The organism is Pseudoduganella sp. jia 9, assembly GCF_055502615.1.
Window position 1 is genome coordinate 264,343 of the sequence record NZ_JBUPWE010000010.1, and the last position, 14,837, is coordinate 279,179.

Annotated in this window: 13 protein-coding genes; 8 read left to right on the top strand and 5 right to left on the bottom strand. The window is 63.7% G+C overall.

What is annotated here, in order from left to right:
* Positions 1–25: 25 nt before the first annotated feature.
* Complete coding sequence (locus ACY34H_RS15150; RefSeq protein WP_464978299.1) at positions 26–1,594, top strand: FGGY-family carbohydrate kinase; 1,569 nt, start codon at positions 26–28, stop codon at positions 1,592–1,594.
* A 192-nt stretch (positions 1,595–1,786) separates the two neighbouring features.
* Here ACY34H_RS15150 and tssK read toward each other — a convergent pair whose 3' ends face one another.
* Positions 1,787–3,154, bottom strand: a complete 1,368-nt coding sequence (tssK, locus tag ACY34H_RS15155; protein WP_464978300.1) for a type VI secretion system baseplate subunit TssK — start codon at positions 3,152–3,154, stop codon at positions 1,787–1,789.
* Between the two features lie 187 nt (positions 3,155–3,341).
* Between tssK and ACY34H_RS15160 the strand changes: the two genes are divergently transcribed.
* The 4 genes from ACY34H_RS15160 to ACY34H_RS15175 all read left to right on the top strand — a co-directional run bounded on the left by ACY34H_RS15160 (position 3,342) and on the right by ACY34H_RS15175 (position 5,538).
* A complete protein-coding gene (locus ACY34H_RS15160) occupies positions 3,342–4,040 on the top strand; it encodes a type VI secretion system baseplate subunit TssF (RefSeq protein ID WP_464978301.1) in 699 nt (232 codons plus the stop codon).
* A 50-nt stretch (positions 4,041–4,090) separates the two neighbouring features.
* Positions 4,091–4,231: a hypothetical protein gene (locus ACY34H_RS15165; RefSeq protein WP_464978302.1), complete on the top strand. Its 141-nt coding sequence runs from the start codon at positions 4,091–4,093 to the stop codon at positions 4,229–4,231.
* A 150-nt stretch (positions 4,232–4,381) separates the two neighbouring features.
* Complete coding sequence (locus ACY34H_RS15170; RefSeq protein ID WP_464978303.1) at positions 4,382–4,660, top strand: hypothetical protein; 279 nt, start codon at positions 4,382–4,384, stop codon at positions 4,658–4,660.
* A gap of 191 nt (positions 4,661–4,851) precedes the next feature.
* Positions 4,852–5,538, top strand: a complete 687-nt coding sequence (locus tag ACY34H_RS15175) for a penicillin-insensitive murein endopeptidase (protein WP_464978304.1) — start codon at positions 4,852–4,854, stop codon at positions 5,536–5,538.
* A 22-nt stretch (positions 5,539–5,560) separates the two neighbouring features.
* Here the strand turns inward: ACY34H_RS15175 and ACY34H_RS15180 are convergent, their stop codons facing one another.
* The 3 genes from ACY34H_RS15180 to ACY34H_RS15190 form a co-directional block, all read right to left on the bottom strand.
* Positions 5,561–6,754, bottom strand: a complete 1,194-nt coding sequence (locus tag ACY34H_RS15180; protein WP_464978305.1) for an aminotransferase-like domain-containing protein — start codon at positions 6,752–6,754, stop codon at positions 5,561–5,563.
* A gap of 115 nt (positions 6,755–6,869) precedes the next feature.
* On the bottom strand, positions 6,870–7,331 hold the full coding sequence (locus ACY34H_RS15185; RefSeq protein WP_464978306.1) for a RidA family protein: 462 nt from the start codon (positions 7,329–7,331) through the stop codon (positions 6,870–6,872).
* A 92-nt stretch (positions 7,332–7,423) separates the two neighbouring features.
* Positions 7,424–8,380 carry a DMT family transporter gene (locus ACY34H_RS15190; protein ID WP_464978307.1) on the bottom strand — a complete coding sequence of 319 codons (957 nt, stop codon included), beginning with the start codon at positions 8,378–8,380 and terminating at the stop codon, positions 7,424–7,426.
* A gap of 219 nt (positions 8,381–8,599) precedes the next feature.
* Here ACY34H_RS15190 and ACY34H_RS15195 point away from each other — a divergent pair, with 219 nt between their 5' ends.
* Together ACY34H_RS15195 and htpG are read left to right on the top strand one after the other, a co-directional pair.
* The gene (locus ACY34H_RS15195; protein WP_464978308.1) at positions 8,600–10,141 is read left to right on the top strand and encodes an aminotransferase-like domain-containing protein; all 1,542 of its coding nucleotides are present in this window, start codon (positions 8,600–8,602) and stop codon (positions 10,139–10,141) included.
* Positions 10,142–10,210: 69 nt separating this feature from the next.
* Positions 10,211–12,118 carry a molecular chaperone HtpG gene (gene htpG, locus ACY34H_RS15200; RefSeq protein ID WP_464978309.1) on the top strand — a complete coding sequence of 636 codons (1,908 nt, stop codon included), beginning with the start codon at positions 10,211–10,213 and terminating at the stop codon, positions 12,116–12,118.
* 265 nt (positions 12,119–12,383) lie between these two features.
* On the opposite strand, the gene ACY34H_RS15205 is transcribed toward htpG, so the two are convergent.
* Complete coding sequence (locus ACY34H_RS15205; protein WP_464978310.1) at positions 12,384–12,989, bottom strand: CHRD domain-containing protein; 606 nt, start codon at positions 12,987–12,989, stop codon at positions 12,384–12,386.
* A 248-nt stretch (positions 12,990–13,237) separates the two neighbouring features.
* Between ACY34H_RS15205 and ACY34H_RS15210 the strand changes: the two genes are divergently transcribed.
* The gene (locus tag ACY34H_RS15210) at positions 13,238–14,836 is read left to right on the top strand and encodes a response regulator (protein WP_464978311.1); all 1,599 of its coding nucleotides are present in this window, start codon (positions 13,238–13,240) and stop codon (positions 14,834–14,836) included.
* Position 14,837 lies beyond the last annotated feature (1 nt).

Sequence of the window (14,837 nt, forward strand, 5' to 3'; positions counted from 1 at the left end):
TGCACTGCCGCCATGCCGCGCTTCCATGACCGACCCCTGCATCCTTGCCATCGACAATGGCACGCAAAGCGTGCGCGCACTGTTGTTCGACCTGCGCGGCAACTTGGTGGCGAAGGCGCAGGTGCCCCTGCAGCCGTACTACGCCGACCGGCCGGGGTGGGCCGAGCACAACGCCGAGGGCTACTGGGACGCGGTGTGCGAAGCCTGCCGCCGCCTGTGGCTGATCGCACCCGCGGCGCGTGCACGCATCGCCGGCGTGGCCGTGACCACGCAGCGCGGCACCGTCGTCAACGTCGATGCGGAAGGCCGGCCGCTGCGCCCGGCGATCACCTGGCTGGACCAGCGCCGCACCGACACGGCGCAGGTGCCGCGGGTCGGGCCGCTATGGCGCGCGGCGTTCCGGCTGGCCCGCGTCGGCGGTACGCTGCGCTATTTCCAGCGCGAAGCCGAAATCAACTGGATCGCGGTGCACCAGCCCGATATCTGGCAACGCACCCACAAGTTCCTGCTGCTGTCGGGCTACCTGAACTATCGGCTGTGCGGCCGTTTCGTCGATTCCACCGGTTCGCAGGTGGGCTATGTGCCGTTCGACTACCGCCACCACCGCTGGGCCGGCGCGCGCGACTGGAAATGGCAGGCGCTGGCGATCCGGCCAGGCATGCTGCCCGAGCTGGCGCCGCCCGGCACGGTCATCGGCGCCGTCACGGCCGCCGCGGCGGCGGCCAGCGGCATCCCGGCCGGCCTGCCGCTGATTGCGGCGGCGGCCGACAAGGCTTGCGAAGTGATCGGCGCCGGAGCGCTGGCGCCGCACGTCGGCTGCCTGTCGTACGGCACCACGGCCACCATCAACACCACCAGCGCCAAATACGTCGAGGTCACGCGCTTCATCCCGCCATACCCGGCCGCGCTGCCGGGCGCCTACAGCACCGAGGTGCAGATCTTCCGCGGCTACTGGATGGTCAACTGGTTCAAGGAGCAGTTCGGCGACCGCGAACTGGCGGCCGCCACGGAACACGGGCTGGCGCCCGAAGCGCTGTTCGACCGGCTGGTGGAAGCGGTGCCGCCGGGATCGATGGGCCTGATGCTGCAACCGTACTGGAGCCCCGGAATCCGCGTGCCGGGCCCCGAGGCGAAGGGAGCGATGATCGGTTTCGGCGACGTGCACACGCGCGCCCACATGTACCGCGCCATCCTGGAAGGCCTGGCATATGCGCTGCGCGAAGGGAAGGAACGCATCGAACGGCGCAGCGGTACCCGCATCACCGAGCTGCGCGTGGCCGGCGGCGGCTCGCAGAGCGACGCGGCGATGCAGCTGACGGCCGACATCTTCGGGCTGCCGGCCGTGCGTGCCCATGTGTACGAAGCTTCCGGCCTGGGCGCCGCGATCGCCGGTGCCGTCGGCCTGGGCCTGCACCGCGACTTCGCCGGCGCCGTGGCCGCGATGACGCGCACCGGGCGGGTCTTCGCGCCGGACGCGGCCAACCGGCGCATCTACGACCAGCTGTACCGGCGTGTCTACCTGCGCATGTACCGGCGGCTGCGGCCGATGTATGAAGAGATTGCGGCGGTTACCGGGTATCCGCCGCGGGGGTGAAGTGCTGCGACGGCATGAGCGGCTCGGCCAGTGGGCTGTTGGCATCCATCTCGGCATCGCGGCAATGAAATGTCGGCTGAAATGCTTGGCCGAATGCGTCTGAACAGTGCACGGCAGCCGGAAAAATCGCAACAGGAATGTCTTGACTTGGCTTCAACGCTCAGTGGCGCGGTGAAGCGCCATCCTGATTGCTTAGTCCATCAAAGCAAACAACTCCAGCTTCAGGTCCTTTATCGTGGACGGGGCGTACACCGTTACCGCGTGGGCCTTCATCATCGATTCATATCGTTCGTCACGATTCTCGATGGAGAAGTAGTACGTGTCGGGGCGAATGGGCACTTCCATCGGCACCTGCGCCATGTGCACCAGCGGTACGCCTGATAGAGACATTTCCACCATCCGCGCCACGTCTTCCGGCGAACCGACCTTCAATTGTCGCGGTATGTCGGCCACCAGATTCAGCGCGGGAATACTCGCGTTCACGGCAAGATATAGGCGCGTCTTGGAATTGGCGATCGAAGCGTCCAGCCGGGCCGTGCGATAGGGGCTGGTTTCGCTCTTGGGCACGAGGGGAAGCCGCACATATTTCGACGAGACGACGGTTTCGAGCAGTTCCGCGATGATCGCCGCGAGTGGCTGGAACGAGTCCGTTGGTGTTTGATGGTCGTATCGGGGCAGGTCACCGACCGCAAATTTCCTAGAGAACGCCATCAGTCCACCGGCCAGCGTCAGCATTTTGTCGAACAGTTGCGCCGGATGCACGTGAACTTCGCTTACACAGTGATTCAGTGCGGCGCTGGCCGTCGTGATGGTGCTGAGCATCCAGAATGACGTCAGGTTACCAACGTGTGCTTCCACGGCGCTGCCTTTTGGCTGCCGCTGCATGAGGTAAAGTTCGTCCGCCTTGGCGCTCATTTTTGCGAGCAGACCGCGCAGCAGGTTCTGCAAGGCGGGCGCTCCGTCGATCGATAGTGCCGGCGGAATGAAGTCGGGATCGATTTCGAAACTATTGTCGGCTTTGCGGCGAATCTTCACGAAGGGGATGCATTCGTACGCATCGCGTACATCCAGGTGCGACAGCAGGCGCAGCGACTTCTTCAGGTAGCGCACCTTGCTGACGAGCGCATCGGTGAAGAGGTCGAGCGTCTGCAGTTCGAGCTGGGTAAACCTGGCGGTATCGTCAGGACCGACTGGTGCGGCCTCGTCGGCCGGAGTCACGTTACCGCCACGCGCTTTCAAGGCCGGCAGTGCCGCGTAGAACACGAAGCTGGCTTCATCCGAGGGCAGGTCATCCAGGTCGATCGCCAGCGGCAGTGGGTCTGCGTAGGGAGCCTGGTAGATCTCGCCGTCCTGGAAGACGAGCGTCAGCGCCTCCGCGCGCAGTTTGCCTCTTTTGACGTCCTCCGTACTCCACCGTGCCGATTGAACGCCCCATGCATTCGGATTCAGCGCGCTGACGAGGTGACTCAAGCGTCCTTCGTGATACCGGTCCAGCTGTTGCAGGTGCTGGGCATCCAGGGCGAGACCTTCCGACCAGAGGATTTTCGACGGCAACGTCATGATGACTCCCACGGATCTGAATGGGGGCAGTATGGGTTTGTCGTTCGGAAACCCTTTGATATTGCTCAATGTCGCTAAGCTTGTGGCGAAAGGGCCGCAATTCGAAAGGGTTTGCGCGAGCTCAAATTGGCGCTGGGCAATTTGTCGATACTGGCCCCTCGGTAACACACCGAGGAGGAGGATGACGATGGATAGTCTGCTGCCGTATTACGAACGTGAACTGGTGTCATTGCGCCGCCTGTGCAGCGAGTTCAACGAGCGGTATCCGAAAGTGGGTGGCCGCCTGCAATTGGGCGCCGATGTCTGCCCCGATCCACACGTCGAGCAGCTTGTCGAGTCCGTCGCGCTGATTGCTGCCCGGGTAGCGAAGCTGCTGGATGATGGCTATCCGCAATTCACCGAGGGGGTGCTTGAATCGCTATTTCCGCACTATCTGCTGCCATTTCCCTCTTGTACGATCGTGCGCGCTACCTATCCGGCCATCAAAGCCGCCGGAGCAATGCCGATATTGAAGATGCCGCGCGGTACCGAGATGCATTCGGAGTCTGTTCACGGCGTGCGCTGCCAGTTCCGGACAGCCTATGACATCACGCTTGCTCCGTTTTCGTTGGTCCGGGCATGCTTCGAGAGCGCGATTCGTGCTCCCGCCGGAGTGGCACTGCCACCGGCAGTCGGTTCCTTGATCAGCATTACGCTGGAGGGCGATGGGCTGGCGCAGCTTGGCCGGACCCGCGTCTACATTGACGGCGAACCGTCGTTCTGCGCGTGCCTGCGCGATGCGCTGTTCATGCGTGCCACTTGTGCGTATATCGAGGTCTCGGCCGGCGCCTGGAAGCAATTGCCCGCGATTCCGTTGTCGCAGGTGGGCTTCGCCGGGCTCGCATAGCTGTAAAGAATCTCGACCATAACGTCGGCAAATACAACAAAGGTCGAGGCATGAGTACGGCCGAGCAATATGCGGCAAAGCTTGCAGGTTGGCCAGCGGAGATTTTTATGCCCGCCGATTTAAGACAAATGTTGGAAGAGAACCCCGTTCGCAGTCCTTACAAAATTGAACGATTTGGTGGCGGTAAATGAAGAAAATCGCGCTTTTCGCAGTGGCTGTCCTTCTGATCGCTTTCGGTAGCTTAATTCCTTTCTTTATGAGAAAAACCATGACCGACAAATCTATATACCGGCTGAAGGAGCCCATGTTAATCGCTACCCCCAAGGGGAGAGCCATACTACATGATACCAACTGGAACTGTACTTCGTTTTCAACAGGGTTTCGCTGAAGGCCATCAGATCTACACGATCAAAGTCCTCGCAAAGGGAAAGCTTCCCGCTGAGCAAATTTCCGAAAAAGAGGTCGAGGCAAGTTGGCTGGATTCTATTGGCGCGGATGACGTTTCGAGAATTTTGCAACAATACCCTCTATCGAAGGATGACCTTGTCCGAATTCTGAAAGGAAGAAAAATGACGCGGGACGACCTTGCGCAGATCGTCCGCGAGTGGAAGGACGAATGATGCGATTGCTCCAACGCTTTTCTTGGCTGATAACAAGCAAGCCGCTCGGCACGCCATCCCATACTCGCGGGCGAGAGTTTCGTTCCGTAAGGCTTGCCGACCAATGGAGGTTCGTCGCAACCCGAGCAGGTCTCCGGGTTTGGCCCCTGGCGTCGTTTCTATTTCTCATGTTCGCCCCGGGCCCGAGCCCGGTGCACGCGAGCACCTGCTTTGGAACTATTGCTGAAGGGCGCTTGAAGGGCGGTGTGCAGCTGCCGCTACGGGGCGAGAACTTCGTCGCGTATAGCCCGATAGGCGTTGAAATGGGACGGACCTATTTACATAGCGTGGTACGCCAGGTAGTGCTGGATGCGTATGCCGAATTAAAAAAGACGGCGCCCAACAAGACATACGTCTACGGTGAGACCGGCTTCGCCCAAGGCGGCAAGATAAAGCCGCATCGTACCCACCAGAACGGCACATCTATCGACTTCATGGTGCCGGCGATGGACGAAGCAAACCAGTCGATACCGCTTCCATCGTCACCATTGAACAAGTTCGGCTATGGTCTAGAATTCGACGATCTGGGCCGCATGCAGGGCATTCGCATAGACTTTGATGCGATGGCTGAGCATCTATATCAGCTTTCAGTTGGAGCTCGTCGGCACAACGTTACCATTGAGCGGGTTATCTTCGATCCGCCCTTGATGGAAAAACTTTTCAGTAGCAGCCGGCGCGGCGCAGAGCTGCCTGATATCTTGCCGTTCATGAAGGGGCGGCCTTGGATTCGGCACGACGAACACTATCACATTGATTTCGGAATCCCATGCTTGCCACTTCGCGAATACCGGGGGGAATCAACCCCAGAAGGACCCGTCATTGCGGCGAAGGGCCCTTGATGTATGGTTTTCGTCTGTGGTCTTACATCCGCGCGGCAATCAGCTTGCCCAGAATCTCGATGCCCTGGCGGATACGCTCCGGCGGCACCGTCACGAACGACAGCCGCAGCGTGTTGGTTTCCGGCTCGTTGGCGTAGAACGGCGCGCCCGGCACGAAGGCAACCTTCTGCTTGATGGCTTCATCGAGCAGTTCCATTGCGTTGATGTGCTTCGGCAGCGTGACCCAGATGAACATGCCGCCTTCCGGCTTGGTCCACGTCGCGCCGGCGGGGAAGTGCTCGGCCATCGCATCGAGCATCGCCTGGCACTGGTTGCCGTACAGTTCACGGATGGTGGGGATGTGGCGGTCGAGGAAGCCGTCCTTGATCACTTCGTGCACCACCATCTGCGTCAGCTGCGCGGTGTGCAGGTCGGCGGCCTGCTTGGCCAGTTCCAGGCGGCGCACCAGCGGCAGCGGCGCCACCACGTAGCCCAGGCGGATGCCCGGCGTCAGCACTTTCGAGAACGAGCCCATGTAGATCACGCCGTCCGGGTTCATCGCCACCATCTTCGGCAGCGGCTCGCCCTTGTACGACAGCGCGCCGTAGGGATCGTCCTCGATCAGCGGCAGGCCGAGGCGGGCACAGGTTTCCACCAGTTCCTGGCGGCGCGCGATCGACAGCGTGCGGCCGGTCGGGTTCTGGAAGTTGGGCAGCGAATACAGCAGGCGCGCGCCCTGCGCAACCGGCCCGATCGAGGCGGGAACCAGGCCGTCGTCATCGGTCTGCACCGATGCGAACTCGGGGCGGTACACGGAAAACGCCTGCAGCGCGCCCAGGTAGCTGGGCGTTTCGACCAGTACGCGGCTGCCTTCGTCGATCAGCACCTTGCCCAGCAGGTCGAGCGCCTGCTGCGATCCGGATACCATCAGCACCTGTTCCGGCACGATCTTCGCGCCATCCTTCGAGAGCGAATCGGCGATCCACTGGCGCAGCGGCATGTAGCCGTCCGTCGGGCCGTACTGCAGCGCGGTCTTGCCGGTGGTCGACAGCACCTTGTCGAACGCCGCTTTCATCTCTTCCACCGGGAACGTGGCCGGCGACGGCAGGCCGCCGGCGAACGAGATGATCTCCGGCTGCTGCGTGATCTTCAGGATCTCGCGGATGAAGGAGCTTTGCAGCTGCTGGGCGCGTTCGGAAAAGCGCCACTGGATGGGATTCGGATTTTCGATTTTCATACGGCTCTCTCGGAGAAGGAGTGGCGGACGGTGCCCGCCTTTAAAACAGCGCGCTTGTGGCGGCTCATGGAGGCGCGGCCGGGTAGGCCGCACCCTTGATTCGATTCGTGCTTGCTTACGCCAGTTCGGCGATCAGTTCGATTTCCACGCAGGCGCCCAGCGGGATCTGCGCCACGCCGAATGCCGAACGGGCATGCTTGCCGGCGTCGCCGAACACTTCGCCCAGCAGTTCGGAAGCGCCGTTGGTGACCAGGTGCTGCTCGGTGAAGTCGGGCGTCGAGTTCACCAGGCTCATCACCTTGACGATGCGCTTCACGCGGTTCAGGTCGCCGCCGCAGGCTTCCTGCAAGGTGCCCAGCAGGTCGATCGCGATCGCGCGCGCAGCCTGCTTGCCTTCGGCCGTGTCGATATTCTTGCCCAGCTGGCCCACCCACACGGCGCCGTCCGGCTTCTTCGCGATATGGCCGGACAGGAACACGGTGTTCCCGGTCTGGACGTGCATGACGTAGGCGGCGGCGGGCGTGGCAGGGGCTTTCAGGGTGATATCGAGCGACTTCAGTTTTTCGTAGACGGACATGGTGTCTCCAGACGGGTTGTAATAAGTTGGGGAAGAAGTGGGAATAAGCGCTGCGGCAATCGGCGTATTGTACGGCCAGCGGCGGGCACCGCTCAATGCGGCCGGCGCGGGGCCTCTCTGCTGATGGCCATCCTGCGGCCCAGCGCCACGGTGCCGATCACGGCCAGGGCGAACAGCAGGTGCGCGGCCTGCAGCGGTTCGCCCAGCACGGCGGCGGCGCCCAGCAGCGTCAGGAAGGGCTGCAGCAGCTGGACCTGGCCGACGCGGGCCACGCCGCCTTTCGCCATGCCGCGGTACCAGAAGATGAAGCCGACGAACATCGAGAACACGCAGGTATAGGCAAAGCCGCCCCAGGCCGCGGGTCCGACGGCGCCCAGCGCGCCGCCATGCCGCCACAAGTCCCAGCCGGCAAGGGGCAGGGCGACCGGCAGCGACAGCAGCAGGGCCCAGCTGATCACCTGCTGGCCGCCCAGCGCCTGCGACAGCCGTCCGCCTTCCGCGTAGCCCAGGGCGGCGGCCAGCACGGCACCCAGCATCAGTACATCCGCCAGGTGCAGCGTGCCGCCGCTCTGGCTCAGCGCGAAGCCGACGACCAGGCCCGATCCGGCCAGCGCCGCGCACCAGAAGCCGGCCGATGGCCGTTCGTGGCCGCGCAGCGCGGCGAACAGCGCGGTGGCCAGCGGCAGGATGCCGACCAGCACGGCACCGTGCGATGCCGGCAGCGTGCGCATCGCGATCGACGTCAGCAGGGGAAAACCGATCACGCAGCCGGCCGCCACGATGGCCAGCCCCGGCAGCGCGCCACGGCCGGGCAGCGGCGCCCGCTGCCACCACAGCCACAGGCCCGCCAGCAGCGCGGCCACGACGGCGCGTCCCATCGTGGCGAATAGCGGGCTCAGCTCGGCCACGGCGAGGCGGGTGAACGGCAGTGTCAGGCTGAAGATCGCCACGCCAGCCAGGCCGAGCAGCATGCCGGTGGTCTCGTCGGAACGGCGCGGGATCTTTGAAGCGCTCGCGGGAATCGGCGTGGCGGTGGATGATCCGCTCATGGCCGTGCCCGGGGCGGGATGTGTGTGGTAGCGGCGTCGATATCGAAGTGTGTGTGTGAAAATTCCGGCAGTGTATTCATGGCTTGGCTTTCTGGTGGATTCACGTGTATCGTAGAAGAATTGGCCAGTACAGTGCCAATACACTGCCACGCATGATTTGAATTACTGTGATGGTCGTTTTCCCGATACACCCTCCGATCCAGCCTTGACCGGTACGCCATGACCACGATGCCCACACCGCCCACGACGGCCGTCGCCACGCTCAGCCGCGCGGCGGGCGAATCCCTGACCGACCAGATCGTGCGCACCGTGGCGGCGCGGATCGACGAGCGCATGCTGCGCAGCGGCAGCCGGATGCCGTCGATCCGGCGCTTCGCGGAAAGCCATGGAGTGTCGCCATTCACCGTAGTGGCCGCCTATGACAAGCTGGTCGCCCGCGGCTACCTGGAATCGCGCCGCGGCGCCGGCTTCTTCATCCGCGAACGCACGCCACTGCGCAGTGCGGCGCCGGCGGCCAGCATGCCGGCGGTCGAGACGGAAGTCGCCGGGCATTCGCTGGACGTGGTCTGGCTGGTGCGTAACATGTTCCGCCAGATGCCCCACCAGCAGATGCCGGGCACCGGCGTGCTGCCCAGCGAATGGCTCGATGGCGACAGCGTGGCCAATGCGCTGCGCGCGATCGGGCGCCAGAACGCCAGCCTGCTGCTGAACTATGGCGTGCCGCAGGGTTTCGTGCCGCTGCGCCAGCAACTGCAGCGCAAGCTGGCCGAACTGGAAATCAGCGCCGCGCCCGAACAGATCGTCACGACGGCCGGCGTGACGCAGGGCCTGGACATGGTGGCGCGCGAGTTCACCCGCCCAGGCGACACGATCCTCGTCGACGACCCGGCCTGGTTCCTGATGTTCGGTTCGTTCGCGGCGCTGGGGGCGCGCGTGATCGGCGTGCCGCGGCTGGCCGACGGGCCGGATATCGCCCGGCTGGCCGAGCTGGCGGCGCTGCACAAGCCGAAGCTGTACGTGATCAATTCCGTGCTGCACAACCCCAGCTCGACGTCGCTGTCGGCCGCCAAGGCTTACCAGGTGCTGCGCATCGCGGCCGAACACGACATCACGGTCGTCGAAGACGACATCTATTGCGACCTGCACCCCGGCAGCGCCGTGCAGCCGGCCACCCGGCTGGCCGCGCTGGATCAGTTGCAGCGGGTGATCTACCTGTCCGGCTTTTCCAAGACGATGGCGGCCAACCTGCGCGTGGGCTTCATCGCCACGTCGCCCGAGCTGGCGCGGCGGCTGGCCGACCGCAAGATGCTGCAGACGCTGACCACCAGCGACATCGGCGAGCGCGCCGTCTACAAGATCCTGTCCGAAGGCGCTTACCGCAAGCACGCCGAGCGCATGCGCACCCGGCTCGACGGCCTGCGCGCGCGCACCGTGCGCCAGATGGAGCGCGTCGGCCTGCAGATCAACATGGCACCGCCGGCCGGCATGTTCGTCTGGGCCGACGCGGGCTGCGATACCAATGTGCTGGCCGAGCGGGCCATGGCGCAGGGCATCCTGCTGGCGCCGGGAAGCCTGTTCTCGCCCAGCCAGCTGCCGTCGACCTTCATGCGGCTGAACGTGGCGGCAATGCAGGATCCGGCGATCTGGCGGTTTCTTGAGAAGGAACTGCGGGAGAAGGAACTGCCGGGCAAGGAGCCAGGAGAAAGGAAACCGCGGGAAGCGCGGGAAAAAGAAGCGGGAGCTTTGTCAAAAAGCTCTTGAAAGATAAAATCACCAGTCCCATATCGGCGAAACTGAAAATTTCCGGCCAACAAGACTATAGAGGTAACGATGTCTGATAATAAAGAAACCCTGGGCTTCCAGGCGGAAGTGAAGCAACTGCTGCAGCTGATGATCCACTCGCTGTACTCGAACAAGGAAATCTTCCTGCGCGAGCTGATCTCCAATGCCTCCGACGCGGCGGACAAGCTGCGCTTCGAAGCCATCAACAACGATGCCCTGTACGGCAACGACCACGAACTGAAGATCAAGGTGGCGTTCGACAAGGCGGCCCGCACGGTCACGATTTCCGACAACGGCATCGGCATGAGCCGCGATGAAGTCATCAGCCATCTCGGCACGATCGCCAAGTCGGGCACCAAGGAATTCTTCGGCAAGCTCTCCGGCGACCAGCAGAAGGATGCGGCGCTGATCGGCCAGTTCGGCGTGGGCTTCTACTCCGGCTTCATCGTGGCCGACCGGATCACGGTGGAAACGCGCCGGGCCGGGCTGCCGCCGACCGACGCGGTGCGCTGGGAATCGACCGGCGAGGGCGACTACAGCGTGGAAGCCATCGAGAAGACCAGTCGCGGTACCGACATCATCCTCCACCTGCGCGAGGGCGAGGACGAACTGCTGTCGGCCTGGAAGCTGAAGTCGATCATCACCAAGTACTCCGACCACATCTCGCTGCCGATCCAGATGGCCAAGGAAGAGTGGGATGAAGAGAAGAAGGAGATGGTCACCAAGGACGAGCCCGAGACCATCAACCAGGCCAGCGCGCTGTGGGCCCGCTCGAAGAGCGACATCACGCCGGAGCAGTACGAGGAATTCTACAAGCACGTGTCGCACGACTTCGGCGCGCCGCTGACCTACACGCACAACCGCGTGGAAGGCCGCAGCGAATACACGCAGCTGCTGTACATCCCGGCCAAGGCGCCGTTCGACCTGTGGGACCGCAACAAGCGCGGCGGCATCAAGCTGTACGTGAAGCGCGTGTTCATCATGGACGATGCCGAACAGCTGATGCCGACCTACCTGCGCTTCGTGAAAGGCGTCATCGACTCGGCCGACCTGCCGCTGAACGTGTCCCGCGAGATCCTGCAGGAATCGCGCGACGTGAAGGCGATCCGCGAAGGCTCGACCAAGCGGGTGATCGGCATGCTGGAAGAACTGGCCAACGCCGACGAGCAGGAAAAGAAGGACAAGTACGCCACCTTCTGGACCGAGTTCGGCCAGGTGCTGAAGGAAGGCGTCGGCGAAGACCACGCCAACAAGGACCGTCTGGCCAAGCTGCTGCGCTTTGCCTCCACGCATACCGACTCCGCCGACCAGACCGTGGCGCTGGCCGACTACGTGGCGCGCATGAAGGATGGCCAGGAAAAGATCTACTACGCGACCGGCGAAAGCTTCACCGCCGCGAAGAACAGCCCGCACCTGGAAATCTTCCGCAAGAAGGGCGTGGAAGTGCTGCTGCTGACCGACCGCGTCGATGAATGGATGCTGTCGTTCCTGACCGAATTCGACGGCAAGGAACTGGTGTCCGTCGCCAAGGGCGGCCTGGACCTGGGCAAGCTGGAAGACGAAGCGGAGAAGAAGGAACACGAGGAAACCGAGGCGCAGTACAAGGAACTCGTCGAGAAGATGAAATCCGCGCTGGGCGACAAGGCCAAGGACGTGCGCGTGACGTTCCGCCTGACCGATTCGCCGGCCTGCCTGGTGGCGGACGAGCACGAACTGTCCGGCAACCTGCTGCGCATGCTGAAGGCCGCCGGCCAGAACGCGCCGGAATCCAAGCCTATCCTCGAGATCAACCCGAACCACCCGCTGGTCACGCGCCTGAAATACGAGAACGAGGAAAGCGGCAAGTTCGGCGACTGGTCGCACCTGCTGTTCGACCAGGCCCTGCTGGCCGAAGGCGGCACGCTGGAAGATCCGGCGGCGTTTGTCCGGCGCATGAACGAGATGCTGCTGAAGTAAGCACTATCGCAAGTACCATCCCGTAAGCCACGATCCGGTCGACGCCGGATCCAACGGCCCGGCCGCGCAAGCGTCCGGGCCGTTTCATTTGCCGGCGGCGCTCATTGCGCCAGCGCCTCCGGCACGTCATACCCGATCGGATGCCGCGCCACCCTGAGCACCGTCTGCGGCGATTTGCCGAAGGTGCGCACGAACTCACCCACCAGGCCGAGCGCCAGGTCGATGCGGGCGCTTCTGGCAAAAGCGCCCCGGTGCCCGCTAGCGCTTACTTGCCGCGCCGCCGCCGGGCCGCCAGCAGCACCAACGGTGCGCCGAGCGCCAGCAGCGCGAAACTGGCGGGTTCCGGCACCGGTTGCAGGAAGCCGCGGATTTCGCCGCCGGGCGCGAATTCCGTATGCAGGTTCAGGTAGGAGGTGCCGGATTCAAGGCCGGCCAGGAAGGCGCTTTCGGCGCCGGCGATGGTGCCGCCGCCGAAATTGGTGATGAAATTGGGATTCCATGTCGCTGCCAGCGACGTATCGAAGGTGTGCTGGTAGGTGCCGGAGGTAACGCCGAGCGGGAATCCGGTAAAGGTCGGCAATTCGGTGGCCACGCCGGCCGTGCCCGTTTCCGGCACCGCGGTGCAGCAATGGATGTGCGCGGCGGTCGTGAGGCCCAGCAGCCCGCTGAAGGCGACCTCGATGGTCAGCGTATGCGCGTCGATGTCGAAGTCCACCATGACAGTGCCGGTGCCGGGCGAAGCATTCGGTGGCGCCTCGATCGCACCGGAGAGGTTGGCGCCATATACGCCCGCATTGGCGGACATTGCCGCAAGGCCCAGCGTGAGGGCCGCGCAGCCCAGTGTCACCCGTTGCAACATTGCAGAGTTCATACGAGTCTCCTTATAAGTGGAAGAAACAAATAAGCAATTCGCGCGCCTGCATGCGCAGTCATCGAAAAATCAAGTACTTGGCCAAGGTGTCCAGCCGTAATCGTGGATGAGCTGTCAATTACCTCGACAGCTTCGGTCCGCCTGGAGCCGCGCACGGTTGAAAGCGCATGCACGGCGTTTTCCTTGGTTATAGTAAAATGCAATCTTGCATTTTGTTCACATAATTACCCAGGGTCGCCGCACGCGCTATGCAATCGAGTTCCTGTTCCGTCCTGCTCATCGACGATGAACCCCTGGCACAGGATTACCTGCTGCATTGCCTGGAAGCACATGCCGATGTCGCCCTGTGCTACGAGCACTGCGCCGAGCGCGCCGTGGAACTGGCGCTGGAAATCGATGCCACCGTGGTGCTGGTGGACCTGCGCATGCCCGGTACCGACGGTTTCGGCGTCGTGCGCAGCCTGCGTGCCGATTCCCGTACCGAGCATATTCCGATCGTCATGCTGTCTTCCGAACACGACGCCCAGGTCAAGGTGCAGGCCTTTGCCGCCGGCGCCAACGATTACCTCGTCAAGTGGCCGGACGCGCGCGAGCTGGTGGCGCGGATGCGCTACCACAGTGCCGCCTGCATGGCGCGCCGCCAGCGCGACGAGGCATTCGCATCGCTGGCGCGAAGCCAGGAGGAATTGCGCGCCAGCCAGGCCGCGCTGCACCAGGCACAAAAGATGGAGGCGATCGGCCAGTTGACGGGCGGTGTCGCCCACGACTTCAACAACGTATTGCAGATCATCGGCGGCAACCTGCAACTGGTGAAACTGATGGGTGGCCTGAACGACAACGCGCGCGGCCGCATCGACGCGGCGCTGGCCGGCGTGGAGCGCGGCGGGCGGCTGGCTTCGCACCTGCTCGCGTTCGCGCGCCGTCAGCCGCTGCAGGCGGTCGTCGTCGATCCGTCGGTGGTACTGGGCGACATGGAGGAAATGCTGCGCCGCGTGCTCGGCCCGCAGGCACGCATCGAGACCGATATCGCGCCGGGCGTGTGGAACACGGCCATCGACCCGAGCCAACTGCACAATGTGATCCTGAACCTGGCGATCAATGCGCGCGACGCGATGCCGCACGGCGGTACGCTGACGCTGCGCGCCCGCAACATGGCGTCCGGTTCAGCCGAAGTCGCCGAGGTCGGGCAGGACGACTACGTGATGATCGAAGTGGCCGATACCGGCAACGGCATGCCGCCCGACGTGCTGCAGCGTGCGTTCGAGCCATTTTTCACCACCAAGCCGACCGGGCAGGGCACCGGGCTGGGGCTGTCGATGGCCTATGGCTTCGTCAAGCAATCCGGCGGCGAGATCGTGCTGAGGAGCGTGCCGGGCGAGGGCACCAGCGTGCGCATCTTCCTGCGCCGCAGCGCCAGCCAGGCCGCGCCGGCCGAATATGACACCGCGGCCACGCCGCTGTTCGGCGGCATCGAGACCGTCCTGCTGGTCGAGGATGAAGACGACGTGCGGGACGCCACGGCGCAGCTGCTGCTGGCACTGGGCTATCACGTGTTGCAGGCGCCGGATGCCGACCAGGCGGCACGCCTGGTCGAGAACGGTGCGTGCATCGACCTGTTGTTTACCGATGTGATCATGCCCGGCAGGATGAGCAGCCTGGAACTGGCCGAACTGGTGCGCCGGCAATGCCCGCATGCACAAGTGCTGTTTACTTCCGGCTATGCGGAAGGCGTGCTGGCGCACGAGGGCAAGATGGACCCGGGCATCAGCCTGCTGCCGAAGCCGTACAACCCGGACGTGCTGAGTGCCCGCATCCGGCACCTGCTGCGGCGGCGCAAGGCCGCCTGAC

What these genes read in the sequence shown, in the direction of transcription:
- htpG (WP_464978309.1), top strand. Translation starts at nt 10,211, where the DNA reads ATGTCTGATAATAAAGAAACCCTGGGCTTCCAGGCGGAAGTGAAGCAA.
- ACY34H_RS15170 (WP_464978303.1), top strand. Translation starts at nt 4,382, where the DNA reads ATGATACCAACTGGAACTGTACTTCGTTTTCAACAGGGTTTCGCTGAA.
- ACY34H_RS15190 (WP_464978307.1), bottom strand. Translation starts at nt 8,380, where the DNA reads ATGAGCGGATCATCCACCGCCACGCCGATTCCCGCGAGCGCTTCAAAG.
- ACY34H_RS15180 (WP_464978305.1), bottom strand. Translation starts at nt 6,754, where the DNA reads ATGAAAATCGAAAATCCGAATCCCATCCAGTGGCGCTTTTCCGAACGC.
- ACY34H_RS15165 (WP_464978302.1), top strand. Translation starts at nt 4,091, where the DNA reads ATGAGTACGGCCGAGCAATATGCGGCAAAGCTTGCAGGTTGGCCAGCG.
- ACY34H_RS15210 (WP_464978311.1), top strand. Translation starts at nt 13,238, where the DNA reads ATGCAATCGAGTTCCTGTTCCGTCCTGCTCATCGACGATGAACCCCTG.
- ACY34H_RS15160 (WP_464978301.1), top strand. Translation starts at nt 3,342, where the DNA reads ATGGATAGTCTGCTGCCGTATTACGAACGTGAACTGGTGTCATTGCGC.
- ACY34H_RS15195 (WP_464978308.1), top strand. Translation starts at nt 8,600, where the DNA reads ATGACCACGATGCCCACACCGCCCACGACGGCCGTCGCCACGCTCAGC.
- ACY34H_RS15205 (WP_464978310.1), bottom strand. Translation starts at nt 12,989, where the DNA reads ATGAACTCTGCAATGTTGCAACGGGTGACACTGGGCTGCGCGGCCCTC.
- ACY34H_RS15185 (WP_464978306.1), bottom strand. Translation starts at nt 7,331, where the DNA reads ATGTCCGTCTACGAAAAACTGAAGTCGCTCGATATCACCCTGAAAGCC.
- ACY34H_RS15150 (WP_464978299.1), top strand. Translation starts at nt 26, where the DNA reads ATGACCGACCCCTGCATCCTTGCCATCGACAATGGCACGCAAAGCGTG.
- tssK (WP_464978300.1), bottom strand. Translation starts at nt 3,154, where the DNA reads ATGACGTTGCCGTCGAAAATCCTCTGGTCGGAAGGTCTCGCCCTGGAT.